This is a genomic window from Pseudomonas taetrolens, assembly GCF_900475285.1.
GTDB classification, from domain to species: Bacteria; Pseudomonadota; Gammaproteobacteria; order Pseudomonadales; family Pseudomonadaceae; genus Aquipseudomonas; species Aquipseudomonas taetrolens.
This window is the reverse complement of the sequence record NZ_LS483370.1, coordinates 611,439-636,354: the sequence shown is the minus strand read 5'-3', so window position 1 is coordinate 636,354 and position 24,916 is coordinate 611,439. Positions and strand designations below refer to the sequence as shown.

The window sequence follows — 24,916 nt, the reverse complement described above, 5'->3', positions numbered from 1 at the left end:
ACACGGGCGCCCAATAAAACCTTCAAGGCCGCACTGTCGGCCTATCCGGTTTCAAGGGGAGCAACACATGATCAAACGTAATTTGCTGGTGATGGGTCTCGCCGTTCTGTTGAGTGCCTGCGGCTTCCAGCTGCGCGGTACCGGTACCAATCAGCTGACGATCACAGAACTCGACGTCAGCGCACGCAATGCGTATGGCGACACTGTGCGTCAACTGCGTCAGGTACTGGAAAACAGCGGCGTAAAAGTGACCGCGAATGCGCCTTACAAGCTGGTCCTGACCAACGAGAAGGACTCTCAACGAGCCGCCAGCTATGCCGGCAACGGCGCTTCGGCCGAGTATGAGCTGACCACCGTGCTGAGCTACCAGATCCAGGGCCAGAACCATCTGCCGCTGCTCAACGACAAGCTTGAAGTGCACAAGATCTACCTGCAAGACGGCAACAACATCACCGGCTCAGGCCAGGAAGCGGCCCTGGCTCGCAAAGAAATGCGTCGCGACCTTATCCAGCAAATGATCGCGCGCCTGGAGCAATTGACTCCGGCCCAGCTGGAGAAACTGCAACAGGCCGCCGATGCGAAGGCCCAGGCAGAAGCCGACGCCATCGAAGCCGCACGCAAGACTCAAGAGGAAACCCCTCAACAGTCGCCACTCGAACTGCAAGACCAGTAAGGCATACGGGGCGCTCAGGCGCCCCGTTATCTATCCAGCCCCTATGAAACTCGCCCCCGCCCAACTCGCCAAACACCTGCAAGGCAGCCTTTCGCCGGTCTACATCATCAGCGGCGATGACCCGTTGCTGTGCCAGGAAGCGGCAGACGCCATTCGCAGTACCGCTCGCCAACAAGGATTCGATGAACGCCAGGTGTTCAGCGCCGACGCCAGTTTTGACTGGGGTTCGTTGTTGCAAGCTGGCGCCAGCATGTCGCTGTTTGCTGAAAAACGCCTGCTCGAACTGCGCCTGCCTTCAGGCAAGCCCGGCGATAAAGGCGCCGCAGCCCTGATCGAATACTGCTCTCGCCCGGCCGAAGACACCTTGCTGCTGATCAGCCTGCCCAAGCTCGATGGCAGTGCGCAGAAGACCAAGTGGGGCAAAGCCCTGATCGAAGGCCCACAGACCCAGTTCCTGCAGATCTGGCCCGTGGACGCCAACCAGCTGCCGCAATGGATCCGCCAGCGCTTGTCCCAGGCGGGTTTGTCTGCCAGCCAGGATGCAGTAGAACTGATTGCAGCACGGGTCGAAGGCAACCTGTTGGCAGCCGCCCAGGAAATCGAAAAGCTCAAGTTGATGGCCGAGGACGGCCAGATCACTGTCGAAACCGTGCAAGCGGCTGTTGCTGACAGTGCACGCTTTGACGTCTTCGGGCTGGTCGATGCTGTGCTCAATGGCGAAGCCGCACATGCCTTGCGCATGCTCGAGGGCCTGCGGGGCGAGGGTGTTGAACCGCCGGTCATCTTGTGGGCGTTGGCGCGTGAACTGCGGGTTCTGGCCAATATTGCGTTGCAATACAGCCAGGGAATCCCGCTGGATAAAGCCTTCAGCCAGGCCCGACCGCCTGTCTGGGACAAACGCAAACCCTTGATGAGCAAAGCCCTGCAACGTTACTCAGCACAACGCTGGGCGCAATTGCTGATGGACGCGCAACGCATCGATGCACAAATCAAAGGCCAGGCCGCAGGCTCGGCCTGGAGCAGCTTGAGCCGATTGACGCTGTTGATGTGTGGGCAACGGCTGAATCTGCCTGCGGAATAACCTTCTGCGCGACCGAATGCCGTCACCGCCGGGCCCTGCCAACTGGACAACGCAAAAAATCTGGCCGATGATTTGCGCGTGTTCAAACCACGCGAGAGCCAACGCCATGAGCAAGCGCCCCAACAAGGCCAAATCCATTATCAGCCAACCCCTGTTCCGCAGCCGCCAGGAACGACCCGCCAAGGGCAAGGGCAGCTACCGCCGCGAAGCCTTCCAGTCGAGAGACCGGGAGGCTTTTTACTTTCTGGCTGCCTGACAGCGAGGATGATAAGGTCTGCATCTGATTTGCATTACCTGGAATTGCGCATGCCCTTAAGTCATAAACGTGGTTGGCCGATGCGCCAACTGATTGCTGCCTCCAGCGTCATTCTTCTAGTCGCCTGTGCAGAGAAACCTACCGCAGCCGACGCACAGCCCCTGCCGGTGACTCCAGCTGCCCCGGCGGTGACCACCAGTGCGCCAAACGTGGACGTCCCCGATATTCAGCCAGCTCAAACCTTCAGTGAGTGGCAAGCCGGTTTCCGCGAGCAGGCACTTAAAGCCGGGATCAACCCGCTGGTGTTCGATAATGCCTTTATCGGCATTACCCCGGACATGGGGGTGATCAAGGCCGATCGCAGCCAACCCGAGTTCAGCCGACCGGTCTGGGAATACCTCGATGGCGCCCTGTCGCCTCTGCGTGTTCGCAATGGCCAGCGTTTGCTTACACAAAATGCCGAACTGCTGGACCGTATCGAACAACGCTATGGCGTAGACCGCCAGGTGCTGGTATCGGTGTGGGGCATGGAAAGCAACTTCGGTACGTTCCAGGGCAACAAGTCAGTCATCCGCTCGCTGGCGACTCTGGCGTACGAAGGCCGGCGTCCTGAGTTTGCCCAGAGCCAACTGCTGGCTGCCTTGAAGATCATTCAGGAAGGCGACATTGCTCCGGGGAAGATGCTCGGTTCCTGGGCTGGCGCCATGGGCCAGACCCAGTTCATTCCGACCACCTATGAAACCCATGCGGTGGATTTTGACGGCGATGGCCGGCGGGATATCTGGAACAGCTCAGCCGATGCGCTGGCCTCGACAGCTCACTACCTGCAAAGCTCTGGCTGGAAACAAGGCCAGCCGTGGGGGTTTGAAGTCAAACTGCCCAGCAATTTTGACTACACGCTGGCCGACGGGGCCATCCGCAAAAGCGTCAGTGAATGGCAGCAGCTCGGCGTGACGCTACCTGCCGGCTCCACGGCACCCGCCGGCGCAGAGCAACTGACCGCGACCTTGCTGGTACCTGCCGGCTATCGTGGCCCCGCCTTCCTGGTGCTGGACAACTTCCGCGCCATTCTTCGTTACAACAACTCATCGTCCTATGCCTTGGCTGTGGCCTTGCTGTCCGAACGTTTCAATGGCGGCGGCACCATTGTGAGCGAATGGCCCAAGGACGACCTGCCATTGAGCCGCTCCGAGCGGGTTGAACTGCAGACTCTGCTCAGCCAGCGCAATTACGATGCAGGCAATGCTGATGGGATTATCGGGGCCAATACCCGCAAAGCGATCCGCAGCGCACAACAAGCCCTGGGATGGCCTGCCGATGGCTACCCCAACCACAAGTTGCTGGAGAGTTTGCGTAACCGATAGCCTTTTGCAGGGTCGCAGCGATCTTCGTTCTTGAAGGTTCTGCGGCCCTTTTCGCAGTCTTCAGCAGCGGCTACAGAGTGACAACATCCTGCTCAAGCGTCAGCTGCTGCCTGTCGGCATCCAGCCGCACGTGGGCGCCCAGTGGCAGTGTCAAGTTCGGATCGCAATGCCCGCTGCGCCAGCCTGCCAGTACCGGAATCCCCAGCGGCCCCAGCTCCTGCCTGAGCAACTGGAGCAACGCTGACAGATCGATACCGGCAAAATCTCCCACAAGCACCCCGCGCAACCGGTTCAATTTGCCTGCCAGACGCAAATGCGTCAGCAAACGATCGACACGGTAAAGCGGCTCGTTCACGTCTTCGATAAACAGAATGGCGTCCTGGTCGTCGAGTTCGAATGGCGAACCGATCGTGGCGCAAATCAGCGACAGGTTGCCACCCAGCAAACGACCGCTGGCGCAGCCCGGGGCAACGGTGCTCAAGGGGTATTCGTCGGGATGTGACAGGAGCCGTGGCTGCTGCCCGCTCAGCATGCGCAACAATGACGATTCCGTCGGCGATTGCTTGTTACCCAGCAGGTCAGCATTCAGCATCGGCCCATGGAAGGTTACAAAGCCCGCGTAGCGGGTGATTGCCAAGTGCAGCGCCGTGATGTCGCTGTAACCGACAAAAGGCTTGGGATGGCGCCTGATGAGCTCAAAATCGATGCTATCGAGCAAACGCGGGCTGCCATAACCGCCGCGCAGGCAAAAGATCGCGTCAATGCTGTCATCGGCAAAGGCTGCATGCAGATCGCCTGCACGTGCTGCATCGGAGCCTGCGAGGTAACCATTTTTTTCCCACACCCCTGGAAATACCCGCAGTTGATAGCCGCGTGCATGCATCCATTGAGTGGCTGAGTCCAGATCAAGCTGGGCGGGACCTGCCGGGGCGATCAGACCGATCACCCCGCCAGCGGGCAGCGCGGGCACCGCGCTGTGAGCCTTGAAAGACACCTGCGCGGTGAGCCGGCTGTTCATGGGATCAGGCACCCATCAGGGTGGCTTTTACCAGTTTGGCTTGCTCGTCGGCGTGGTACGAAGAGCGTACCAGCGGGCCCGAAGCCACGTTTTTGAAGCCCATTTTGTAACCTTCCTCGGCGAACCAGGCGAAGGTGTCCGGGTGAACAAAGCGTTGTACCGGCAAGTGGCTGCGCGACGGTTGCAGATACTGGCCAAGGGTCAGCATATCAATGTCGTGCTCGCGCATGCGCTTCATCACTTCAATGACTTCTTCATCGGTTTCACCCAGACCCAGCATCAAGCCGGACTTGGTCGGGATATGCGGCATCATTTGCTTGAAGCGTTGCAGCAATGTCAGCGACCACTGGTAATCGGAACCCGGACGCGCAGCCTTGTACAGGCGCGGTACGGTTTCGAGGTTGTGGTTGAATACGTCAGGCGGCTCGGCAGCGGTGATTTCCAGCGCAACGTCCATGCGGCCGCGGTAATCCGGAACCAGGGTTTCGAGTACGACACCCGGCGACAGCTTGCGGATCTCACGGATGCAGTCGGCAAAGTGCTGGGCACCGCCGTCACGCAGGTCATCGCGGTCTACCGAAGTGATCACCACGTACTTGAGGCGCAGGTCAGCAATGGCGATGGCCAGGCTTTCTGGCTCGTTGACGTCCAGCGGCTTTGGTCGACCGTGACCGACGTCGCAAAACGGGCAACGACGGGTGCAGATATCACCCATGATCATGAACGTCGCAGTACCGCCCGAGAAGCACTCGCCCAGGTTCGGGCAGGACGCTTCTTCGCATACGCTGTGCAGCTTGTGCTTGCGCAGCAGTTGCTTGATACGGTCGACTTCCGGAGAAACCGGGATACGCACGCGAATCCAGTCAGGCTTCTTCGGCAACTCGGTGGTCGGAATGATCTTTACCGGGATACGCGCAACCTTTTCGGCACCGCGCAATTTAACGCCGGTTTCCACCTTGGAACGGGCCTCGCTTGCGCGGGCAGCACGTTCTGAGATGTCCAGCGTAGGGATCAGCGTTTGAACAGCATCTTGCGCAGTAGTCATATCAATCGATTCCGCCCGTGAGGGTCGTCTGCTCAGCATAGTCGAGGTGTTTGACGAGCTGCGCACGCAGCCGGGCACCTACCTCGGCAAATTCAATCGGCCCTGCATGGTCACGCAACTGGGTCATCGCCAGCCCCGCATAGCCACAGGGGTTAATCCGTCGAAACGGTTCCAGGTCCATGTCCACATTCAGGGCCAGACCGTGGAAAGAACAACCATTGCGAATCCGCAGGCCCAGCGAGGCGATTTTGTCACCGTCGACATAAACACCCGGCGCATCGGCCTTTGCCACCGCACTCACCCCATAACTGGCGAGGAGATCGATCAGGCAACGCTCCATCCGGCTGACCAGTTCTCGCACGCCAAATCCAAGGCGGCGCACATCGAGCAACAGATAAGCCACCAATTGGCCGGGGCCATGATAGGTCACCTGGCCGCCGCGATCCGACTTGACCACCGGGATATCGCCTGGCAGCAACAGATGCTCGGCCTTGCCTGCCTGGCCCTGGGTAAATACCGACGGGTGCTGCACCAGCCAGACTTCGTCCTGGGTGTGCGGGCCACGGTCGTCGGTAAAGCGTTTCATCGCCAGCCAGGTCGGCTCATAGGCAACCTGACCCAGCTCGCGAAACCCCAGGCTGCGGGACATCACAACACCATGTGGACGAAGCCGGTGGCTCGCAATTCGCTATTGATGTTGTACAACTGATCCTGATCGGTCGCAACGATGTGCAACTGAATCGTGGTGTACTTGCCATTGGTGCTTTGACGCTCATCGACGCGGTCGTGATTGATCGTCGCATGTTTCTTGACGATATCGATGATCCGGTCCTTGTTGCCCACGCCTGTGTCGCTGATGACCTTAACCGGGTAGTCAACGTTGGGGAATTCGATCTTTGGCGCCTTTACTTCTGTATCGCTCATGGCGTATTGGCCTCGTAAGCCGGGAACTGCAGGGATAACCCCGCGCCGGATAGGCGCGGGATCAAACAGGAGAATGCAATCAGTTGAACAAGCCGTAGAAGAATAGACGGATGCTATCCCACACGCGTCGGAAAATACCACCTTCCTCAACAGGCTCAAGCGCGATCAAGTCTGCGCTGTGCACAACCTTGTCGTCGAGCTTGACTTCAACTTTGCCGATCACGTCGCCTTTGGCAATCGGGGCCATCAGCTGCGGATTCATGGTCATGCTGGCAGCCAGCTTTTTCAATTGGCCTTTTGGCAGGGTCATGGTCAGGTCATTGGCCAAACCGGCTTTAACCTGGTTGGTGGTACCCTTCCAGACCGGAGCCTGTGCCAGCTCGGTGCCCTTCTGATAGAAGGTCTGGGTTTCGAAGAAGCGGAAACCGTAAGTCAGCAGCTTTTGAGTTTCAGCAGCACGTGCCACTTCGCTGTTGGTACCGAATACCACAGCAATCAGACGCATGCCGTCACGCACGGCCGAAGACACCATGCAGTAGCCGGCTTCGTCGGTGTGGCCAGTCTTCAGGCCATCAACCGTCTTGTCGCGCCACAGCAGCAGGTTGCGATTTGGCTGCTTGATGCCGTTCCAGAAGAACTCTTTCTGCGAGTAGATCGCGTAATGAGTCGGGTCTTCATGGATGATGGCGCGAGCCAGCGTGGCCATGTCATGAGCCGACGAGTAATGCTCAGGGTTTGGCAGACCGGTCGGGTTCATGAAGTGGCTGTTGGTCATCGCCAACTCGCCAGCCGTCTTGTTCATCATGTCGGCGAAGGCGTCTTCGCTACCGGCAATGTGCTCGGCCAGGGCTACGCTGGCATCGTTGCCCGATTGAATGATGATCCCGTGCAGCAGGTCGCTGACCGATACCTGAGTGCCGACCTTGATGAACATCCGCGAACCACCGGTGCGCCAGGCATTCTCGCTGACGGTTACCGGATCGCTTTCACCGATCTGGCCACGACGGATTTCCAGGGTCGCGATGTAGGCAGTCATCAGCTTGGTCAGGCTGGCAGGTGGCAGACGCTGGTCGCCATTGTTCTCAACCAGCACGTTACCGCTGCTGGCATCCATCAGAACATAGGACTTGGCGGCCAGTTGCGGCGGCGACGGCATCATTTCTACCGCCCAGGCAGCAGGAGTGATGATCAGCGGGACAAGCAGGCACAGGCGTTTGGCAAAGGTGGTGATGTTCATCCGTCTCTCGAAATTGTTAATGAAACTTACCCTCGCGGGCAAAACTGTTCTGACAGCCATGTGTGACTGGCTATCGCGTATTCAGTTGCGACCAGACCCGGACAGGGTGGAACCGACAACTGCGTTTGGGCCCCGAATAGTCAAGGCCCAACGCTTTAATCAGTGTTACTGATCAGACGTTACAACGCTCGGCTGGCCCAGATTGGCCAGGCGTACGCTGTTTTGCATTTGTTGCACTTCACCGGACGAGGCGATAGGTCCCAGACGCACACGGTGCAACGTCTGTTGATTGCGCACAACCGAACTGATGAACACTGGAGCGCTGACCATGCCACTGAGCTTGGAGCGAAGCAACTCGGCGGCATCAGGGTTAACGAAAGCACCCACTTGCAAGTAAGTACCGGAAGCGGTCGCGGTTTGAACCGGGATCACATCGGCAGCGTGCTGCTGTGCAGGTGGTGTCCATTGCTCGACCTTGCCGGTGGACACGCTGGGGCCGGGGGCATTCTGAGCCATTTTCGGCTCATTCAACACCAATGGCGCAGGTCGGCCACGCTGGGCCCACCATTGTTGCGGGTCAATCCCTTCCACCTTGACCCGCGCGGTGCCGGTTTCGGCATAGCCCAGCTTTTTGGCTGCGGCATAGGACAGGTCGATGATGCGGTCCGAATAGAACGGGCCACGGTCATTGACCCGCAGGATCACGGTCTTGTGGTTATCCAGGTTGGTCACTTTGACGTAGCTGGGCAACGGCAGGGTCTTGTGCGCGGCACTCATGCCATACAGGTCATACACTTCACCGTTGGCAGTGTTCTGGCCGTGGAACTTGGTGCCGTACCAGGAAGCAGTGCCGGAAGCGACGTAGTTCTTGGACTCTTGAATCGGGAAATAGGACTTGCCCAGTACCGTGTACGGGTTGGCCTTGTAAGGTCCCGTATGCAAGGTCGGCGTGGCGTCCGGGATGCGTGAAACATCCACGTCCCACCAGGGAGCGCCGTCCTTGTGTGCGCGGTTGATATCCAGACCCGGTGTCGCGCGAACGACGGCCGACTTTTGCGGTGTCGCCGGCGGAGTGCTGGAGCAACTCACGATCAACAGCGCGACAGAGGCGCAGGCGGAAAGCTTGAGAGGTGTGCGGATCGCTAGAAACGGCATTACTTATTGCCCCGTGCTTGAACCAGCAGATCGGACAGTTGGTGCACTGCCATGGCGTACATCACGCTTCGGTTATAGCGCGTGATCGCATAATAGTTTTTCAGGCCCATCCAGTATTCAGGACCGTTTTCGCCTTCAAGACGGAATGCCGTGACCGGCATGTCGTCACGAAGCGCATCATGACTTGACCAGCCCAGCGCTCGCAACTCTGCGACTGTTTTGACCGGCTCAATGCCCTGGGTCAAGCCTTCATCCACCTGCTCACCCTGCACATCGGCACGAACCACAACCGGCTCGCCGGCCGTCCAGCCATGTTGCTTGAAGTAGTTGGCAGCGCTGCCGATGGCATCATCCGGGTTGCTCCAGATATTGATGTGGCCATCGCCGTCGAAGTCCACCGCATAAGCCCGGAAACTGCTCGGCATGAACTGCGGCAAGCCCATAGCCCCGGCATACGAGCCTTTAAGGGTCAGCGGGTCGACTTGTTCTTCACGAGTCAGCAGCAGGAACTCGCGCAGCTCCTTGCGGAAAAACTCAGCCCTCGGCGGGTAATCGAAGCCCAGGGTCGACAGCGCATCGATCACGCGGAAGTTTCCGGTGTTGCGGCCATAAAAGGTCTCGACGCCGATAATCGACACGATCACTTGTGCCGGCACCCCGTACTCCTGCTCGGCACGAGCCAGCACCGCTTCATGTTCACGCCAGAAATCGACACCCCGTGCCACGCGGGCATCAGAAATGAAAATGGGGCGGTATTCCTTCCACTGCTTGACGCGCTCGGCTGGCCGCGAGATGGCGTCAAGGATGCTCTGCTTGCGCCCTGCTTCGCGAAAAACGTCCATCAGCTGCTCGCCGGCGAACCCGTAATCGCGGGTCATTTCACCGACGAACTCGGCCACCTGGGGCGAGCCTTCATAGTCGCCGGCCACCGCGCCCTGCGCGACCCCGAACAGCCCCAGAAGGCCTGCCCACGGCGCGTATCGAGCGGCCCAGCCACGCATTGCTTGCATTAAATTATTCACCTTAATCAAACTTGTGCAATCCATTTACGGTGTGTATGGATCGACATCAAAACCCCAAACGCTGACAGCAGCGTCACGAGCGAAGTTCCGCCGTAACTAATGAACGGCAATGGCACGCCCACCACCGGCAACAAGCCACTGACCATACCGATGTTGACGAAAACATAAACAAAAAACGTCATGGTCAGACTGCCTGCCAGCAATTTGCCGAACAATGTTTGCGCCTGGGCGGTAATCACCAGGCCGCGACCAATCAACAGCAGATAGACCAACAGCAGGGCACAAATGCCCACAAGGCCGAACTCTTCCCCCATCACCGCAATGATGAAGTCCGTGTGGCTCTCCGGCAAAAAGTCGAGATGGGACTGTGTTCCCAGCAACCAGCCTTTACCGAACACCCCGCCCGAACCAATGGCGGCCTTTGACTGAATAATGTTCCAGCCAGTGCCCAAAGGGTCGCTCTCAGGATCAAGGAAGGTCAGCACCCGTTGCTTTTGGTAGTCGTGCATCACGAAAAACCACATGGCAACCGCCACCGGCACCGTCGCGGCCAGCACGCTGATGATCCAGCGCCAGCGCAAACCGCCCATGAACAGGACGAATGCTCCCCCCGCCAACACCAGCAACGCGGTGCCCAGGTCAGGTTGACGCACGATCAAGGCAAAGGGCACGCCGATCAACATCAAACTGACCGCTACGTGCTTGAGCTGGGGTGGCAGCGTTCGCTTGGACAAGTACCAGGCGATAGTCGCCGGCATCAAGATCTTCATGAACTCTGAAGGCTGGAAGCGAATGACCCCCGGAATGTTGATCCAGCGTGTGGCACCCATGGCGTTGTGGCCCATGACATCTACCACCACCAGCAGCAGGACGCCGCCTATATAGCCAATCGGCACCCAACGCGCCATAAAGCGTGGTTCGAGCTGAGCGATGATGAACATCGACACCAGCCCGAGCCCGAACGAGGTTGCCTGCTTGCTCAGCAAATCCCAGCTCTTGCCACTGGCCGAATACAGCACAAACAGACTGCCGGCCGCGAGAATCAGCAGCAAAATCAGCAGCGGACCATCGATGTGCAAACGCTGAAGCAACGTGGCACGTCGGCGCATCACATCCTCGCTGGAGAGGATGCGGTCAAAATTACTCATCACTGGCCGTAACCTCCGCCTTTGAAGGGCTGGCGTACTCAGACTTGAGCTTGCCGTCTGCATCCAGAAGCCAGGCATCCATGACCTTGCGCACCACTGGCGAAGCGACACGGCTACCCGCCTCACCGTTTTCAATCATGACCGACACCGCAATTTGCGGATTATTGGCCGGTGCAAAACCGACGAACAGGGCGTGGTCGCGGTGGCGCTCCTGGACCTTGGAGCGGTCATATTTTTCGCCCTGCTTGATCGCGACGACCTGTGCCGTACCGCTTTTGCCGGCAATCATGTATTGCGCGCCGACACCGGCTACCCGCGCCGTTCCGCGCGCCCCGTGCACCACCTGCTGCATGCCGTGGCTCACACGGGCCCAGTTGGACGGGTCGCGCAGCACAATATCGGGCATCGGGTTGGGGTCGACCGGCGGCTCGCCTTCAATGGTTTTGGCCAGGTGCGGGCGGATCCACTTGCCTTTGCTGGCAATCAGCGCCGTGGCTTGAGCCAGCTGCAAAGGCGTGGACTGCATGTAACCCTGGCCGATCCCCAGAATCAGCGTTTCGCCCGGGAACCAGGCCTGACGCCGGGTGGCACGTTTCCATTCGCGGGACGGCATGAGCCCGGCCGATTCTTCGAACATGTCCAGCGAGACTTTTTGCCCGATACCGAACTGGTTCATGTAGGTCGACAGGCGATCAATCCCCAGCTTGTGTGCTAGGTCATAAAAATAGGTGTCGTTGGAACGCATGATTGCGGTGTCCATATCGACGTAGCCATCACCGGAACGGTTCCAGTTACGATATTTATGATCGTAATTGGGTAGCTGGTAATAGCCGGGGTCATAGACCCGGGAAGAAGGCGTGATCACGCCGCTGTCCAGCCCTGCAATGGCCACCGCAGGCTTGATGGTCGAACCTGGTGGATACTGGCCACGCAAGATGCGGTTGAACAACGGGCGATCAATCGAATCGCGCAGCTCGGCATACGCCTTGAAGCTGATACCGGTCACAAACAGGTTAGGGTCGAAACTGGGCTGGCTGACCATGGCCAGCACTTCACCCGTCATCGGGTTGAGTGCAACCACCGCACCCCGACGCCCGGCAAGCGCCTCTTCGGCCGCCTCCTGCAACTTGATGTCGAGGCTCAGCACAATGTCCTTGCCTGGAATCGGATCCGTGCGCTTAAGCACGCGCAAGACCCGTCCCCGGGCATTGGTTTCGACTTCTTCGTAACCCACCTGGCCATGCAGCTCGGCCTCGTAGAAGCGCTCAATGCCGGTTTTACCGATGTGATGGGTGCCGCTGTAGTTGACCGGATCGAGCGTCTTGAGCTCTTTCTCGTTGATCCGCCCCACATACCCCACCGAGTGCGCAAAGTGTGCACCTTGCGGGTAATGGCGCACCAACTGCGCAACCACCTCGACCCCGGGCAGGCGGAACTGGTTCACGGCAATCCGGGCAATCTGCTCTTCGCTCAGCTCAAACAGGATGGGCACCGGCTCGAAAGGCCGCCGCCCCTGCTTCATGCGTTTTTCGAACAGGGCGCGGTCTTCCGGTGTGAGCTGCAGCACCTCGACAATGACATCGAGGGCTTGCCGCCAATCGCCGGAACGCTCGCGCGTCATGCTCAGGCTGAAACTGGGACGGTTGTCAGCGATCACCACGCCATTGCGGTCAAAAATCAGGCCACGGGTCGGTGGAATCGGCTGCACATGCACCCGGTTGTTTTCAGATAACGTCGAGTGGTAGTCGTATTGCACCACTTGCAGAAAATACAGACGTGCGAGCAAGACGCAAATCAGTGCCACCACCACAATTGCACCGACCACGACCCGGCCGCGCACAAGGCGAGCGTCTTTCTCGTGGTCTTTCAGGCGAATCGGCTGAGACATTCAGGACGCTGACTATTTGTGATAAGGGTGCCCGGACAACACCGTCCAGGCGCGATACAACTGCTCACCGATCAGAATCCTTACCAACGGGTGTGGCAACGTCAACGGCGACAACGACCAACGCTGGTCAGCGCGGGCACAGACTTCCGGCGCCAGCCCTTCCGGGCCACCGACCATGAAATTCACCGTGCGCGAGTCCAGACGCCAGCGATCAAGCTCGACCGCCAGCTGTTCGGTACTCCAGGGCTTGCCGTGGACCTCAAGCGTAACAATCCGCTCCCCTGGGCCGACCTTGGCCAGCATGGCTTCGCCTTCCTGACGGATGAAACGAGCCACGTCGGCATTCTTGCCACGGGTATTGAGCGGTATTTCCACCAGTTCAAGAGCCAGTTCGGACGGCAGACGCTTGGCATATTCATGCCAGCCTTCTTCCACCCACTTGGGCATACGCGAACCGACAGCGATCAAACGCAGGCGCACAGCGAACCCTTATTCCTGGTCTTTGTTGAGCTTGAGGAAATGCTCGTGGGTGTTTTCAGGGCTGTGGTGAGCAGCGCTGCCGGCACGGCTCTGTTCAGCACCGGCCCACAGACGTTCCAGGTCATAGAACTGACGGGCGCTGGCGGTCATCATGTGAACGATCACGTCGTCCATGTCCAGCAGTACCCAGTCGCTGTCGCCCTTGCCTTCTTCACCCAAAGGCTTGACGCCCAAGAGTTTGACCGCTTCGCGAACCTTGTCCAGCATCGCGCCGATCTGGCGGTTGGAGGTACCGGTAGCGATGATCATGAAGTCGGTGATGCTTTGCTTGTCGCGAACATCGATAACCTGAATGTCCTGGCCTTTAACGTCTTCCAGGGCCGTTACGGCTACCTTGACCAGCTCTTCGCCTTTGAGCGGCTCACCGCTGAAAACTGCTTTCGGCAGTGGAGCACTTTTGGCTGTGCCTTTGCGCTTTACTTTGTTTACGTCGTTGTTCGTCATATAAAAACTCGTTTTGCTCATGTTTTCGGGTGTTTCAATACACGTTCAATCGTGCCTTGAAACACGCCTTTTCAGTTCGACGCACGGTAAAGTCCGTGCGCATCGATGTAGGCCAGGACCGCGTCGGGCACCAGGTAACGTACCGACTTACCGCTGGCCAGCAGTTGACGGATCTGGGTGGCGGATACCGCGAGCGGTGTCTGCCAAACGAATGCAATCTGTCCGCTCGACCCTTTCAGGGCCAGCGGGTCGCTTACCGAGCGCGCTGCCAGCAGGTTGCGCAAGGCATCCGGCGGTTCGCTGTCGGCATCCGGGCGCTGTAGCACCAGGATATGGCAATGCTGGAGCAACTCCTCCCAGCGGTGCCAGGTGGGCAGGCCGCAAAATGCGTCCCAGCCCAACAGTAAAAACAACTGGTCATCAGCGGCCAGCTCGGCCCGCATCAACTCCAGGGTATCAATGGTGTAGGACGGCTTGTCCCGCTGCAGCTCCCGGGGATCTACCACCAGCGTAGCTACTCCGGCGACCGCGCACTCAACCATCGCCAGACGGTCGAGCGCCGAGACCTGCGGTGAGTCACGATGAGGCGGCCTGGCGTTCGGCGTCAGACGCAGCTCATCGAGCACCATCATTTCAGCGACTTCCAGAGCACCGCGTAAATGCCCGATGTGCACCGGATCGAAGGTTCCTCCCAGCACGCCGATGCGCCGGGGCAACTCGTCGATGTGCGCTGCCATGCCTGGCGGGCTAAGGTCGATCAAGTCAGACCGACTCCTGGCCACGCAACTGGCCGTCACCGACCACAATGTACTTCTCGCAGGTCAGACCTTCGAGACCGACCGGGCCGCGGGCGTGCAGCTTATCAGTAGAAATGCCAATCTCCGCACCCAATCCGTATTCAAATCCGTCCGCGAAGCAGGTCGGGGTGTTGAGCATCACCGAACTGGAGTCCACTTCGGCCATGAAACGCCGGGCATCACCCTGATGCTCAGTGACGATCGAGTCGGTGTGGTGGGAGCCATAGTGATTGATGTGCTCAATCGCCTGGTCCAGCCCGTCGACAATGCGAATCGACAAAATCGCATCCAGATACTCGGTGTTCCAGTCTTCTTCACTCGCCGGCACCACATCAATCAGTGCCTGTGTGCGTTCGCAACCGCGCAGCTCGACGCCCTTGGCGCGAAACTGCTCTGCCATCGCCGGCAGGAATTGCGCGGCAACGGCCTGATCCACCAACAGGGTTTCCATCGCCCCGCAAATACCGTAACGGTAAGTCTTGGCGTTGAAAGCGATGCGCTGAGCCTTGGCCAGATCGGCCTGGGCACTGACATACACATGACAGATACCATCCAGATGCTTGATGACCGGCACCCGCGCATCACGGCTGACCCGTTCGATCAGGCCCTTGCCACCGCGAGGCACGATCACGTCCACATACTCGGGCATGCTGATCAGCGCCCCCACGGCCGCACGGTCGGTGACTTCAACCACTTGCACCACCGCCGCAGGCAGCCCGGCCTCAGCCAGACCTTGCTGGATACAGGCCGCGATGGCCCGATTGGAGTGGATGGCCTCCGAGCCGCCGCGCAAAATCGTGGCGTTACCCGACTTCAGGCACAGGCTCGCAGCATCGATGGTCACGTTGGGACGCGACTCATAGATAATCCCGACCACGCCCAGTGGCACACGCATCTTGCCTACCTGAATCCCGGAAGGCCGGTAGCTCATGTCGCGAATGGCTCCAACGGGATCGGGCAGGCTGGCCACCTGACGCAAGCCGACAATCATGCTGTCGATGCGTGCGGGGGTCAGCGTCAGGCGCTCCAGCATGGCCGGCTCAAGGCCGTTGGCCCGGCCAGCGGCCAGGTCCTGCTCGTTGGCGGCAGTCAGCTGCGGTCGAGCAGCATCCAGTGCAGCAGCAGCCCCGTGCAAGGCACGGTTTTTCTGCGCCGTACTGGCACGGCCAATTACACGGGAAGCTTCGCGAGCAGCGCGACCCAGGCGGGTCATGTAGTCAAGAACGGACTCAGTCATGGTCTCAATGGTCTTGGCAGGGAGGAAAGCGGCCGATTATAGCTGTCGCGCCGCCTCACGCACAGCGGTGGCAGGCGGATGGTCGAAATGGACTGTAAATACAGCGTGTTCAGCCCCAATTAAGCACGACTTGCTATGATCAGCACCTTTTTAGCCCTCCACTGACCGCTCTGAAAATGCCGACAACGCTGCCTGATACCTTTTTCGACCGCGATGCCCAACTGCTTGCCCGGGAACTGCTGGGCAAAGTCATCCGCCATCGGGTCGACGGCCTGTGGCTGAGTGCACGCATTATCGAAACCGAAGCTTATTACTGCGTCGACAAGGGCAGCCATGCCTCGCTCGGCTACACCGAAAAGCGCAAAGCGCTGTTTCTCGATGGCGGGCACATTTATATGTACTACGCGCGCGGCGGTGATTCGCTGAATTTCAGTGCCCACGGCCCGGGCAACGCGGTGCTGATCAAATCAGCGTATCCGTGGGTTGACGAGCTCTCCGGGCCAGACAGCCTGGCCCGCATGCAACTCAACAACCCGGATACTCAGGGCCGCCCCCGCCCACTGAACGCCCTCTGCGCCGGCCAAACCCTGCTGTGCAGGGCACTGGGCCTGAAGGTCCGCGAATGGGATGCAAAACGTTTCAACCCGGAACGTTTATGTGTCAATGACGTCGGAGAACGACCGTCACGGATTATTCAAACCACCCGTTTGGGGATCCCCCACGGACGGGATGAACATTTGATGTACCGGTTCGTCGATGCCGACTACACCGCCTATTGCACACGCAACCCGCTGCGCCGTGGACAAGTCGAAGGCCGGGACTATGTATCGCTTGAAACCGCCTCGCTGTAGCCACGAGCCTGTCTCGTGACACAGAGAATGGCCTGAAAAATACAGTGCTGCCGTCGCCAGACAAATTCGAGGCCTGGGCGACGCTCACTCGAAAATCAAACAGGAAGTCTAAACATGGGCCCATGGCTCGATAGCGTAACAGGCTGGTTGACCGCTAACCCGGAATGGCTGGGGCTCGCGGTGTTTATTGTGGCGTGTGTGGAGTGCCTGGCGATTGCCGGGATTATCGTTCCCGGCACAGTGCTGTTATTTGCCATTGCTGTCATGGCCGGCAGTGGCGCGCTGACCCTGGGCGAAACCTTGTTACTGGGCTTTTTGGGCGGCCTGCTGGGAGATGGCGTGTCTTACCTGCTGGGCAGACGCTTCCATCAGAACATCCGGCGCCTGCCACTGCTGCGCTCGCATCCCGAGTGGATGAACGGCGCCGAGAGTTATTTCCATCGCTACGGAATTGTCAGCCTGCTGGTCGGTCGTTTTATCGGCCCATTGCGACCGATGCTGCCAATGGTTGCCGGCATGTGCGACATGCCGTTGCCACGTTTTATCGGCGTCAGCCTGCTGGCCGGGGCCGGCTGGGCGGTGGCGTATCTCCTGCCCGGCTGGGCAACCGGGGCGGCGCTGCGCTTGCCGTTGCCTGAAGGGTTCTGGCCACAAGCAGCGATTGTCGCTGTTGGCCTCACCGCGCTGCTGGGCCTGAGCATCAATGCCAGCCTCCGGCGTCAGCCCCGGGCCACGCTGCTGATTGGTGCCTTGAGCCTTGCACTGCTGCTGGCCGTGTTTATCGGCTACCCGTATATGAATGCCTTCGATCAGGGGATCAATGCACTGATTCAGGAACATCGCAGCAGCGCAGTCGACATGGGCGCAGTGCTGGTGACGGTCATCGGCAATTTCCGCACCCAGTTTTTTGCCGCGACGTTAATTTGCGTGCTGTTGTTTGTCGCCCGGCAATGGCGAGGGATGATCTTCTTCGGCGGCGTCACGCTGTTTACTGCCTTGGTCAACACCGCCACAAAATACTTTTTCGCACGGGGAAGGCCTGACGTGCTCCTCGAACCGCTGACCACCTACAGCATGCCCAGCGGTCATAGCTCCGGAGCATTTGCGTGTTTTGTGGCGCTGGCAATCATGGCGGGACGCGAACAACCGCAGCGCATGCGGGTGACCTGGGTGCTGCTGGGAAGCCTGCTGGCAGTCACCGTCGCGATGTCGCGGGTGTACCTCGGCGTCCATTGGCCCACAGATATCATGGCCGGGGCCCTGCTCGCCATTAGCGTCAATGCCTTTGCCCTGGCGCTGAGCCAGCGCTATATGCCGATGCCGGCATTACCACAGAAGGTCTGGTGGTTGATTTTGCCCGCCGCTGCCGCGCTGTACGGTTTCTTTGTGCTTGTCCACCTGTCAGGCGAGCTCTTGCGTTATACCTATTGAGCACCAACGGTCACGGGCGATGCCTTCAGTTGAGCAGTTCACCCTGAAGCTCGCCCTGCATCTCATCGAGCAACACCTGGATCCCGTCCAGGCGCTGTTGCGGGTCATCAACCTGCAGCAATTCGATTTTGTCTTCTTCGGCAAAGGGCAATAAATAAGCCAGCCGGTTGGCCAGTAACTGCTGACCCGCGACCTCGACGTTCATGTTCAACGCCGCGACCATTGGGTGCTCGGCCAACGCCTTGAGCAAGGCCAACAGGTCCTGGTCTTCTTCCTGCAAGGGCTGTTCGGGCAATTCATCCAGCCACTCGACTTGTGCAACCAGCAACTGGTCGCGTTGCAACTCGGTGCTTAGTACCTCGAAACGACGCCCGCCTTCAACCCGGATTCCCAGCAAGCCGTTATCCTGCTTTTGAAAATCGCGAATCAGCGCTTCACAGCCGATCCGGGCGACATCCTTCGGCGCGTTCCCTGCCTCGCCCCCCTCAAGGATACATACCACACCAAAGCCCGTCCCTTGCTTCATGCAACGGGCAATCATGTCCAGATAACGCGCTTCAAACAGCTGCAAATCCAGCACGCACCCCGGGAACAACACCGTATTCAAAGGAAAAAGCGGCAATATCATACATTCACCCTTACACCACGAAGGTCACGGCCAGCGGCAAGAATACCGCGGTGCCCACACCCATCAAACTCATCGCCAGCGCTGCAAAAGCGCCGCATTCTTCACCTTCTTGCAAAGCCACCGAGGTACCTACCGCGTGGGCCGTCATGCCCAGCGCCATACCGCGGGCTTCAGGGTTGTGCACCCCCAGCAGCCGCAACAGACCGGGGCCGGCGATCGCACCAATGACCCCGGTGATCAAAACAAAGACCGCCGCCAGCGCCGCTACACCGCCTATTTGCTCTGCAACCAGCATCGCAATCGGCGAGGTCACGGATTTGGGGGCCAGCGTCATCAACATCATGTGCTCGGCGCCAAACCAATAACCAAGGATCACCACCAGCGCTGTCGCCAGCACGCCACCTATCACCAGCGTAGTGAAGATAGGCCAGAACAGCTGACGAATTCGCCGCAGGTTAAGGTAGAGCGGTACCGCCAGTGCAACGGTCGCTGGCCCGAGCAGGATACTGAGGATCTCGGTGCTTTTGCGGTACTCGCTGTAACTCAGCCCGCAGCTGACCAGCACGCCGATCACCAGCAGCATGGAGGCCAGCACCGGCTGCAGAAAGATCCAGCGGGTTTTCTCGTAGGCCGCCAGCACCAGTTGATAAGCGCCCAGGGTAATGCCGATGCCAAACAGCGGATGATGGATAACCGCCCCCCAGGCGCCTTGCCATTCAATGTTCATGGCTGATCCCCGGAATGGCTATGACGCTTGAGCAAGCGCTGCATCAGCACCCCGATAAACGCCATCGAGATCAACAGCGACAGCACCAGGGCCCCGGCCAGCGCCCAAAAATCGGCTGCGATGTCGCTGGCGTAAACCATCACCCCGACGGCAGGCGGCACCAGCAGCAAAGGCAAATAACGCAGCATGCTGCTGGCCGCCTGACTCAAGGGTTCGCCGACCTGACCCCGCAGCATCAAAAACACCAGCAGCAGCAATAGCCCAATGATGGGGCCGGGCAGCACGGGGACGAACAGATGATTGATGGCGGTGCCTATTAATTGAAACAGCACCAGCCAGGTCAGGCCGCGTAACAACATCTCAGCTCTCCTGCGATTTTATTTTTGCGCTGCATTATAAGCACGTCCCACACCCCGCCGGCATTGCCAAACCTCTAGACCGGGCTACTGCCCTGAACACGCCGCCAGAATATATGCCGATGTTTCATCTGGCCCTATAGACAGCCCACATTGCTGCGGCATACTCGGCAGCCTAACTATCCGGATCCCGTTATGCGCCCACTTGTTCCTCTCGCGTTGATTCTGCTGTTGACAGCCTGTGGTGAGGGCGAGTCGCGATTGCCGCCTGACGCACAGCTGCCCGATGGCGGCCGTTATCGGGGCGAATTGGTCAACGGGTTGTTGCAAGGACAGGGGCGGATCGACTACCCGAACGGGAGCTGGTACGCCGGTTCTTTCGATAAAGGCGTATGGCACGGCCAGGGTGAATGGCACGGCAGTAATGGCGAGGTCTATCGCGGCCAATTCGAACAGGGCCTGTTTCATGGACAGGGCAGTCTGACCACCGCCAACAGCCTCTACGTCGGCGACTTCAAGCGCGGTCGCCGCGAAGGCGAAGGTACGCTCAAAGAGGGCGGCATGAGTTATCGCGGAGCGTTCAAGGACGATCAATACTCCGGCTCCGGCCACCTCGAGATGGAAGACGGCAGCCAGTATCAGGGCCAGTTTGCCCACGGCAAGCCCAATGGCGAAGGTAAACGCAGCGATGCCAGCGGTAATGAGTTCACAGGGCAATTTGTCGACGGTCAGCTGGAGGGTCATGGCACCTTTAACAGCGCCGAAGGCGATGAATACCAGGGCGCATTCAAGCACAGCCAACTGAACGGCCAGGGTCGCTATGAAAACGCTGACGGCGATGTCTGGATCGGTGAATTCAAGGATGGCGCCCTGACCGGCAAGGGTGAACTGATCGGCGCTGACGGCAGTCACTATCGCGGCATGTTCCATGAATGGCGTTTCAACGGCCCGGGCCAACTGACGCTGGCTGATGGCAGCACCTATGCCGGCGATTTTGCCGCTGACACCTATCATGGCCGAGGCACCCTGACCTTGAGCGATGGCACCGTCGAGAGCGGTTATTGGCTCAATGGCCAACGGGTACGCGATGACCGGGGCAATCTGCTGTCCGATCCTTTGGAACTGGGGCTGCTCAAGCAGGGCAAACTGCTGGATGACGCACTCGAGGCGATCACGCCCTCAACCCCGGCCATTGAACTGTATAGCCTGGTGCTCGCGGGCGACGGCAAGCAGAGCGTATTCATGCGCGAAGCCGACTATGTGAGCGCTATGCTCGCCAGCCGTTTCTCCAGCCATGGCCAGATCAGCCTGGTCAATCATCGCGACCAGTTGCCGGATAGGCCCATGGCCACTCGCGAGAACCTGTTCCGCGCAGCAAAAAAACTGGCTGAACGAACCGGCCCTGAAGACCTGATCTTTATCTACCTGACCAGTCACGGCAGTGAAGATCACCAACTGGTGCTTGAGCAGCCTCGCCTGGAGCTGTCCGATCTGCCGGCCGATGAGCTGGCGACGGCCTTGGCGCCCCTGAAAAACCGCGACAAGATCATTGTCATTTCAGCCTGCTATTCGGGCGGGTACATTCCTGCCCTTAAAGACGAAAGAACCCTGATCATGACCGCCTCACGCGCAGACCGCGTGTCATTCGGCTGCTCGGAAGAAGCCGACTTCACCTACTTCGGCAAAGCGCTGTTCGCCCAGGCCTTGAACCAGACGGACGACCTGCAGCAAGCCTTCACGCTGGCCAAGCAGTATGTTGCCGAGCGGGAACTGAGCGATGATTACGAAGCCTCGGAACCGCAAATTTGGGCACCGAAAAAGGTACTGGAGCATTGGCAGCAATTGCGCCAGCAACAAGCCATACAGGCATTGAATAAATCCGGTTGAACAGCAAGGAAGCCAAGAGTGACTAAGCTGAATGTATCAAGGGAGAACTAGCATGTACTTGACGCCTCAGCACATCCTGCTTGCAGGAGCGACTGGCCTTACCGGTGAGCACTTGCTTGACCGCCTGCTCAATGAGCCGACGATTACCCGCGTGCTTGCCCCTTCGCGCCGACCTTTGGCGGCGCACAAACGCCTGGAAAACCCGGTGGGCGATCCGGCTGTGTTCTTGCCACAACTCAGCGGGAGGGTGGATATTGCCTTTTGCTGCCTGGGCACCACGATCAAACAGGCGGGCTCGCAAGAAGCCTTTCGTGCCGTCGACCATGACATGGTCGTGGCCTTTGCCAAGCGCGCACGGGAAATGGGCGCACGGCACCTGCTTGTGATCAGCGCGATTGGGGCCGATCCAAAATCGTCAGTGTTCTATAACCGCGTCAAAGGTGAGATGGAACAGTCGCTACGCGCCCAGGACTGGCCACAGCTGACGATCGCCCGCCCCTCGCTACTGATCGGCGAACGCCTGGAACCGCGTCTGGCCGAGCAACTGGCTGCACCTTTATCCAAGCTGATACCCGGTAAATATCACGGTATCGAAGCCTGCCAGCTGGCCCGCGCCCTGTGGCGACTGGCGCTGGAGGAGCAGGACGGTGTCCGCGTGATTGAATCGGATGAACTGCGCAAGCTGGGCAAGTAGCAGCAAACGTCCCCATCGGTAAACGTCCCTCTGCTCTGCCGGGGGCGTTACGACGAACGAAGCACGGTCGCGTTCAGCCATCCCGAACCTGATTTAAACCGCCTACAGCCCGCCAGTGGCCTGGTACCCGACACCGAGCACGGTCAGCACCGACAACGGCAGCAACAGTGTGTCGAGCAGCGCACTGGCCCAGGCCCGGGTAAGCAGGCGCAGAGGCACCAAAGCGATCCATCGCGCAGCATCCACCCTGCAGCGCATACCAGTCCAGACGCGTTCCCGAATACACCACCGGGGCACCGGGTTTGGCGGCGTCCAGCGTGCGAACGCTGGCGCAACCACCGACGTGCAAGAGCATCAACAGCCCCAGCAGCGTCTTACTCATCGCCGCCCAGATGATGCTCGCCCCAGCGCGGGAGCATGTCTTGCGGGATGTTCAATTGATTGAGGATCCGCGCGACCACGAAATCCACCAGGTCATCAATGGTCTGCGGCTGATGATAGAACCCGGGCGATGCAGGCAAGATCACCGCGCCCATGTTCGACAGCTTGAGCATGTTTTCGAGATGAATGCTGGAGTACGGCGCCTCGCGGGGCACCAGGATCAGTTGGCGGCGCTCCTTGAGGGTCACGTCCGCGGCCCGCTCCACCAGGTTGTTGCAGGCGCCCGTGGCAATCGCGGACAAAGTGCCGGTGGAGCATGGCACCACCACCATTGCCGCCGGCGCGCCCGAGCCAGAGGCCACCGGCGACATCCAGTCTTCTTTGCCATACACCCGAATTTGCCCTGCGGCAGCCCCGGTGTATTCCGTCAGAAACGTCTGCATGGCCAATGGCTTGGGCGGCAACCTGACGTCTGTTTCGGTAGCCATGACCAATTGCGCGGCCTTGGAGATCAGGAAGTACACCTCACGGTCTTCGCGCACCAGGCAATCAAGCAGGCGCAGTGCGTATTGCATGCCTGAAGCGCCGGTCACCGCCAGGGTGATACGTTCCGGGCCGTTCATTGCAGAGCTTCCGCCAACTTGACGTGCAGGCCGCCGAAACCGCCATTGCTCATGATCACCACATGGGTGCCCGGCCTGGCATGGGCCTTGACCTCGTCAATGATGGACTCCAACGAGTCGCATACCTGTGTCGGCACCGGGCTCGAAGCCACGGTGCCCGCCAGGTCCCAGCCCAGGTTGGCCGGTGCGTACCACACCACGTGATCCGCCTGGATCACACTCTGCGGCAGGCCATCACGGTGCGCGCCCAGCTTCATGGAGTTGGAGCGCGGCTCGATGACGGCAATCAGTTGCGCATCACCAATTCGTTTGCGCAGCCCGTCCAGGGTGGTGGCGATGGCAGTCGGGTGGTGCGCAAAGTCGTCATAGAGGGTAATACCGTGCACTTCGGCGACTTTTTCCATGCGTCGCTTCACACTTTTGAACACGTTAAGGCCGGCAATCCCCAGGCTGGCAACTACGCCTACATGACGCGCAGCCGCCAGGGTCGCCAAGGCGTTGGCAACGTTATGCTGGCCGGTCATGTCCCACTCGACAGTCCCTTGCAGCGTACCCTCAAACAGCACCTCAAACCGCGAACCATCCTCGCTGAGCAAACGGGCTTGCCACTGGCCGTTAGCGCCCGTGGTCTGCACCGGTGTCCAGCAGCCCATTTCGATCACTCGCTGCAAGGCCGGCTCGGTGGTCGGGTGGATCACCAGGCCTTCGCTCGGAATGGTGCGCACCAGATGGTGGAATTGCCGCTCGATCGCCGGCAGATCCGGGAAGATGTCGGCGTGATCGAACTCAAGGTTATTAAGGATCGCGGTGCGCGGGCGGTAATGGACAAACTTCGAGCGCTTGTCGAAGAAGGCGCTGTCGTATTCATCGGCCTCAACAACGAAGAACGGGGTATCACCCAAGCGAGCCGACACCGCGAAGTTTTGCGGAACACCGCCAATCAGGAAGCCCGGGGCCATGCCCGCATGTTCCAGCACCCACGCCAGCATGCTGCTGGTGGTGGTTTTACCGTGGGTACCGGCCACCGCCAGCACCCAACGGCCCTGCAGCACGTGGTCTGCCAGCCATTGCGGGCCGGACACGTAGGGCAGGCCCTTGTTCAGCACATACTCCACCGCCGGATTGCCACGCGACAAGGCGTTGCCTATCACCACCAGATCAGGTGCAGGATCAAGCTGGGACGGCTCGTAACCCTGGGTCAACTCAATACCTTGAGCTTGCAGCTGAGTGCTCATTGGCGGGTAGACGTTCGCGTCAGAACCCGTGACGTGATGGCCCAGTTCTTTGGCCAACACCGCCAGCGAACCCATGAAAGTGCCGCAAATACCAAGAATATGAATGTGCATAGTCGACCTCGTAAATCATCGGCGAAGGGTAGCGTAGGAGGCAGCGTTTCGCACCTGATGATTATCGCCTCGGCTATAGCAGACCGTGCGGGAGCAGGTTTGTTTGCGACGGCGGAAAAATGTCGCAGCAACGGCTCAAGGCTACGACATTGGCATCCTCTTC

General features: G+C 59.4%; 25 protein-coding genes and 2 pseudogenes. 8 read left to right on the top strand and 19 right to left on the bottom strand.

Annotation, left to right across the window (positions count from 1 at the left end):
• Positions 1 to 67 precede the first annotated feature (67 nt).
• The 4 genes from DQN55_RS03120 (at position 68) to DQN55_RS03105 (ending at position 3,374) form a co-directional block, all read left to right on the top strand.
• Positions 68 to 673, top strand: a complete 606-nt coding sequence (locus DQN55_RS03120) for an LPS-assembly lipoprotein LptE (protein WP_048378350.1) — start codon at positions 68 to 70, stop codon at positions 671 to 673.
• A 43-nt stretch (positions 674 to 716) separates the two neighbouring features.
• Positions 717 to 1,754 carry a DNA polymerase III subunit delta gene (gene holA, locus DQN55_RS03115; RefSeq protein WP_048378351.1) on the top strand — a complete coding sequence of 346 codons (1,038 nt, stop codon included), beginning with the start codon at positions 717 to 719 and terminating at the stop codon, positions 1,752 to 1,754.
• A 106-nt stretch (positions 1,755 to 1,860) separates the two neighbouring features.
• On the top strand, positions 1,861 to 2,010 hold the full coding sequence (gene arfA / locus DQN55_RS03110) for an alternative ribosome rescue factor ArfA (RefSeq protein WP_048378352.1): 150 nt from the start codon (positions 1,861 to 1,863) through the stop codon (positions 2,008 to 2,010).
• 50 nt (positions 2,011 to 2,060) lie between these two features.
• Positions 2,061 to 3,374, top strand: coding sequence for a lytic murein transglycosylase (locus DQN55_RS03105; RefSeq protein ID WP_048378353.1), 1,314 nt, complete (start codon positions 2,061 to 2,063; stop codon positions 3,372 to 3,374).
• A gap of 70 nt (positions 3,375 to 3,444) precedes the next feature.
• On the opposite strand, the gene DQN55_RS03100 is transcribed toward DQN55_RS03105, so the two are convergent.
• The 13 genes from DQN55_RS03100 to DQN55_RS03040 all read right to left on the bottom strand — a co-directional run bounded on the left by DQN55_RS03100 (position 3,445) and on the right by DQN55_RS03040 (position 15,829).
• On the bottom strand, positions 3,445 to 4,392 hold the full coding sequence (locus tag DQN55_RS03100; protein WP_048378354.1) for a S66 peptidase family protein: 948 nt from the start codon (positions 4,390 to 4,392) through the stop codon (positions 3,445 to 3,447).
• Between the two features lie 4 nt (positions 4,393 to 4,396).
• Positions 4,397 to 5,437 carry a lipoyl synthase gene (gene lipA / locus DQN55_RS03095; protein ID WP_048378355.1) on the bottom strand — a complete coding sequence of 347 codons (1,041 nt, stop codon included), beginning with the start codon at positions 5,435 to 5,437 and terminating at the stop codon, positions 4,397 to 4,399.
• 1 nt (position 5,438) lies between these two features.
• A complete protein-coding gene (gene lipB, locus DQN55_RS03090) occupies positions 5,439 to 6,086 on the bottom strand; it encodes a lipoyl(octanoyl) transferase LipB (RefSeq protein WP_048378356.1) in 648 nt (215 codons plus the stop codon).
• Positions 6,086 to 6,361, bottom strand: coding sequence for a DUF493 domain-containing protein (locus DQN55_RS03085; RefSeq protein WP_048378357.1), 276 nt, complete (start codon positions 6,359 to 6,361; stop codon positions 6,086 to 6,088). Before DQN55_RS03085 ends, lipB begins: the two co-directional genes overlap by 1 nt.
• Positions 6,362 to 6,440: 79 nt before the next feature.
• Positions 6,441 to 7,598, bottom strand: coding sequence for a D-alanyl-D-alanine carboxypeptidase family protein (locus tag DQN55_RS03080; protein WP_048378358.1), 1,158 nt, complete (start codon positions 7,596 to 7,598; stop codon positions 6,441 to 6,443).
• Between the two features lie 165 nt (positions 7,599 to 7,763).
• On the bottom strand, positions 7,764 to 8,753 hold the full coding sequence (locus DQN55_RS03075; protein WP_048378359.1) for a septal ring lytic transglycosylase RlpA family protein: 990 nt from the start codon (positions 8,751 to 8,753) through the stop codon (positions 7,764 to 7,766).
• Positions 8,753 to 9,763, bottom strand: coding sequence for a lytic murein transglycosylase B (gene mltB / locus DQN55_RS03070; RefSeq protein WP_048378360.1), 1,011 nt, complete (start codon positions 9,761 to 9,763; stop codon positions 8,753 to 8,755). The genes DQN55_RS03075 and mltB overlap by 1 nt, the downstream gene beginning before the upstream one ends.
• A 17-nt stretch (positions 9,764 to 9,780) precedes the next feature.
• Positions 9,781 to 10,884 carry a rod shape-determining protein RodA gene (gene rodA / locus DQN55_RS03065; RefSeq protein WP_048378465.1) on the bottom strand — a complete coding sequence of 368 codons (1,104 nt, stop codon included), beginning with the start codon at positions 10,882 to 10,884 and terminating at the stop codon, positions 9,781 to 9,783.
• 31 nt (positions 10,885 to 10,915) lie between these two features.
• Positions 10,916 to 12,811 carry a penicillin-binding protein 2 gene (mrdA, locus tag DQN55_RS03060; protein WP_048378361.1) on the bottom strand — a complete coding sequence of 632 codons (1,896 nt, stop codon included), beginning with the start codon at positions 12,809 to 12,811 and terminating at the stop codon, positions 10,916 to 10,918.
• Between the two features lie 12 nt (positions 12,812 to 12,823).
• Positions 12,824 to 13,291, bottom strand: a complete 468-nt coding sequence (gene rlmH / locus DQN55_RS03055; RefSeq protein WP_003444191.1) for a 23S rRNA (pseudouridine(1915)-N(3))-methyltransferase RlmH — start codon at positions 13,289 to 13,291, stop codon at positions 12,824 to 12,826.
• A gap of 9 nt (positions 13,292 to 13,300) precedes the next feature.
• Entirely contained in the window at positions 13,301 to 13,795 is a 495-nt protein-coding gene (rsfS, locus tag DQN55_RS03050; protein WP_048378466.1) for a ribosome silencing factor, read from the bottom strand.
• Positions 13,796 to 13,866: 71 nt separating this feature from the next.
• The gene (gene nadD / locus DQN55_RS03045) at positions 13,867 to 14,511 is read right to left on the bottom strand and encodes a nicotinate-nucleotide adenylyltransferase (protein ID WP_162199346.1); all 645 of its coding nucleotides are present in this window, start codon (positions 14,509 to 14,511) and stop codon (positions 13,867 to 13,869) included.
• A gap of 46 nt (positions 14,512 to 14,557) precedes the next feature.
• Positions 14,558 to 15,829, bottom strand: coding sequence for a glutamate-5-semialdehyde dehydrogenase (locus tag DQN55_RS03040; protein WP_048378363.1), 1,272 nt, complete (start codon positions 15,827 to 15,829; stop codon positions 14,558 to 14,560).
• Between the two features lie 176 nt (positions 15,830 to 16,005).
• On the opposite strand from DQN55_RS03040, the gene DQN55_RS03035 reads away from it, so the two are divergent.
• Together DQN55_RS03035 and DQN55_RS03030 are read left to right on the top strand one after the other, a co-directional pair.
• The gene (locus DQN55_RS03035) at positions 16,006 to 16,680 is read left to right on the top strand and encodes a DNA-3-methyladenine glycosylase (RefSeq protein WP_048378364.1); all 675 of its coding nucleotides are present in this window, start codon (positions 16,006 to 16,008) and stop codon (positions 16,678 to 16,680) included.
• Positions 16,681 to 16,794: 114 nt separating this feature from the next.
• Positions 16,795 to 18,111: a bifunctional DedA family/phosphatase PAP2 family protein gene (locus DQN55_RS03030; RefSeq protein ID WP_048378365.1), complete on the top strand. Its 1,317-nt coding sequence runs from the start codon at positions 16,795 to 16,797 to the stop codon at positions 18,109 to 18,111.
• A gap of 25 nt (positions 18,112 to 18,136) precedes the next feature.
• Here the strand turns inward: DQN55_RS03030 and DQN55_RS03025 are convergent, their stop codons facing one another.
• Genes DQN55_RS03025 through DQN55_RS03015 form a run of 3 tightly spaced genes read right to left on the bottom strand, consistent with a single transcriptional unit; the run spans position 18,137 to position 19,825 of the window.
• Positions 18,137 to 18,739, bottom strand: a complete 603-nt coding sequence (locus DQN55_RS03025; RefSeq protein ID WP_048378366.1) for an LON peptidase substrate-binding domain-containing protein — start codon at positions 18,737 to 18,739, stop codon at positions 18,137 to 18,139.
• 10 nt (positions 18,740 to 18,749) lie between these two features.
• Positions 18,750 to 19,466, bottom strand: a complete 717-nt coding sequence (locus tag DQN55_RS03020) for an LrgB family protein (protein ID WP_048378367.1) — start codon at positions 19,464 to 19,466, stop codon at positions 18,750 to 18,752.
• Positions 19,463 to 19,825 (bottom strand): CidA/LrgA family protein, encoded by a 363-nt coding sequence (locus tag DQN55_RS03015; protein ID WP_048378368.1) that lies wholly within the window; start codon positions 19,823 to 19,825, stop codon positions 19,463 to 19,465. The genes DQN55_RS03020 and DQN55_RS03015 overlap by 4 nt, the downstream gene beginning before the upstream one ends.
• Before the next feature lie 192 nt (positions 19,826 to 20,017).
• On the opposite strand from DQN55_RS03015, the pseudogene DQN55_RS03010 reads away from it, so the two are divergent.
• Both DQN55_RS03010 and DQN55_RS03005 read left to right on the top strand, forming a co-directional pair.
• A pseudogene (locus tag DQN55_RS03010) lies at positions 20,018 to 21,735 on the top strand (C13 family peptidase).
• Positions 21,736 to 21,761: 26 nt separating this feature from the next.
• A complete protein-coding gene (locus tag DQN55_RS03005) occupies positions 21,762 to 22,403 on the top strand; it encodes an oxidoreductase (protein ID WP_048378370.1) in 642 nt (213 codons plus the stop codon).
• Positions 22,404 to 22,505: 102 nt separating this feature from the next.
• Here DQN55_RS03005 and DQN55_RS03000 read toward each other — a convergent pair.
• The 3 genes and pseudogenes from DQN55_RS03000 to mpl all read right to left on the bottom strand — a co-directional run bounded on the left by DQN55_RS03000 (position 22,506) and on the right by mpl (position 24,753).
• Positions 22,506 to 22,785, bottom strand: a pseudogene (locus DQN55_RS03000) (YceK/YidQ family lipoprotein).
• Positions 22,778 to 23,407 (bottom strand): flavin prenyltransferase UbiX, encoded by a 630-nt coding sequence (ubiX, locus tag DQN55_RS02995; RefSeq protein ID WP_048378371.1) that lies wholly within the window; start codon positions 23,405 to 23,407, stop codon positions 22,778 to 22,780. Before ubiX ends, DQN55_RS03000 begins: the two are co-directional and overlap by 8 nt.
• Positions 23,404 to 24,753 (bottom strand): UDP-N-acetylmuramate:L-alanyl-gamma-D-glutamyl-meso-diaminopimelate ligase, encoded by a 1,350-nt coding sequence (gene mpl, locus DQN55_RS02990; RefSeq protein ID WP_048378372.1) that lies wholly within the window; start codon positions 24,751 to 24,753, stop codon positions 23,404 to 23,406. The genes ubiX and mpl overlap by 4 nt, the downstream gene beginning before the upstream one ends.
• Positions 24,754 to 24,916: the final 163 nt, after the last annotated feature.

What these genes read in the sequence shown, in the direction of transcription:
- DQN55_RS03120 (WP_048378350.1), top strand. Translation starts at nt 68, where the DNA reads ATGATCAAACGTAATTTGCTGGTGATGGGTCTCGCCGTTCTGTTGAGT.
- holA (WP_048378351.1), top strand. Translation starts at nt 717, where the DNA reads ATGAAACTCGCCCCCGCCCAACTCGCCAAACACCTGCAAGGCAGCCTT.
- arfA (WP_048378352.1), top strand. Translation starts at nt 1,861, where the DNA reads ATGAGCAAGCGCCCCAACAAGGCCAAATCCATTATCAGCCAACCCCTG.
- DQN55_RS03105 (WP_048378353.1), top strand. Translation starts at nt 2,061, where the DNA reads ATGCCCTTAAGTCATAAACGTGGTTGGCCGATGCGCCAACTGATTGCT.
- DQN55_RS03100 (WP_048378354.1), bottom strand. Translation starts at nt 4,392, where the DNA reads ATGAACAGCCGGCTCACCGCGCAGGTGTCTTTCAAGGCTCACAGCGCG.
- lipA (WP_048378355.1), bottom strand. Translation starts at nt 5,437, where the DNA reads ATGACTACTGCGCAAGATGCTGTTCAAACGCTGATCCCTACGCTGGAC.
- lipB (WP_048378356.1), bottom strand. Translation starts at nt 6,086, where the DNA reads ATGTCCCGCAGCCTGGGGTTTCGCGAGCTGGGTCAGGTTGCCTATGAG.
- DQN55_RS03085 (WP_048378357.1), bottom strand. Translation starts at nt 6,361, where the DNA reads ATGAGCGATACAGAAGTAAAGGCGCCAAAGATCGAATTCCCCAACGTT.
- DQN55_RS03080 (WP_048378358.1), bottom strand. Translation starts at nt 7,598, where the DNA reads ATGAACATCACCACCTTTGCCAAACGCCTGTGCCTGCTTGTCCCGCTG.
- DQN55_RS03075 (WP_048378359.1), bottom strand. Translation starts at nt 8,753, where the DNA reads ATGCCGTTTCTAGCGATCCGCACACCTCTCAAGCTTTCCGCCTGCGCC.
- mltB (WP_048378360.1), bottom strand. Translation starts at nt 9,763, where the DNA reads ATGCAAGCAATGCGTGGCTGGGCCGCTCGATACGCGCCGTGGGCAGGC.
- rodA (WP_048378465.1), bottom strand. Translation starts at nt 10,884, where the DNA reads ATGCGCCGACGTGCCACGTTGCTTCAGCGTTTGCACATCGATGGTCCG.
- mrdA (WP_048378361.1), bottom strand. Translation starts at nt 12,811, where the DNA reads ATGTCTCAGCCGATTCGCCTGAAAGACCACGAGAAAGACGCTCGCCTT.
- rsfS (WP_048378466.1), bottom strand. Translation starts at nt 13,795, where the DNA reads ATGACGAACAACGACGTAAACAAAGTAAAGCGCAAAGGCACAGCCAAA.
- DQN55_RS03040 (WP_048378363.1), bottom strand. Translation starts at nt 15,829, where the DNA reads ATGACTGAGTCCGTTCTTGACTACATGACCCGCCTGGGTCGCGCTGCT.
- DQN55_RS03035 (WP_048378364.1), top strand. Translation starts at nt 16,006, where the DNA reads ATGCCGACAACGCTGCCTGATACCTTTTTCGACCGCGATGCCCAACTG.
- DQN55_RS03030 (WP_048378365.1), top strand. Translation starts at nt 16,795, where the DNA reads ATGGGCCCATGGCTCGATAGCGTAACAGGCTGGTTGACCGCTAACCCG.
- DQN55_RS03025 (WP_048378366.1), bottom strand. Translation starts at nt 18,739, where the DNA reads ATGATATTGCCGCTTTTTCCTTTGAATACGGTGTTGTTCCCGGGGTGC.
- DQN55_RS03020 (WP_048378367.1), bottom strand. Translation starts at nt 19,466, where the DNA reads ATGAACATTGAATGGCAAGGCGCCTGGGGGGCGGTTATCCATCATCCG.
- DQN55_RS03015 (WP_048378368.1), bottom strand. Translation starts at nt 19,825, where the DNA reads ATGTTGTTACGCGGCCTGACCTGGCTGGTGCTGTTTCAATTAATAGGC.
- DQN55_RS03005 (WP_048378370.1), top strand. Translation starts at nt 21,762, where the DNA reads ATGTACTTGACGCCTCAGCACATCCTGCTTGCAGGAGCGACTGGCCTT.
- ubiX (WP_048378371.1), bottom strand. Translation starts at nt 23,407, where the DNA reads ATGAACGGCCCGGAACGTATCACCCTGGCGGTGACCGGCGCTTCAGGC.
- mpl (WP_048378372.1), bottom strand. Translation starts at nt 24,753, where the DNA reads ATGCACATTCATATTCTTGGTATTTGCGGCACTTTCATGGGTTCGCTG.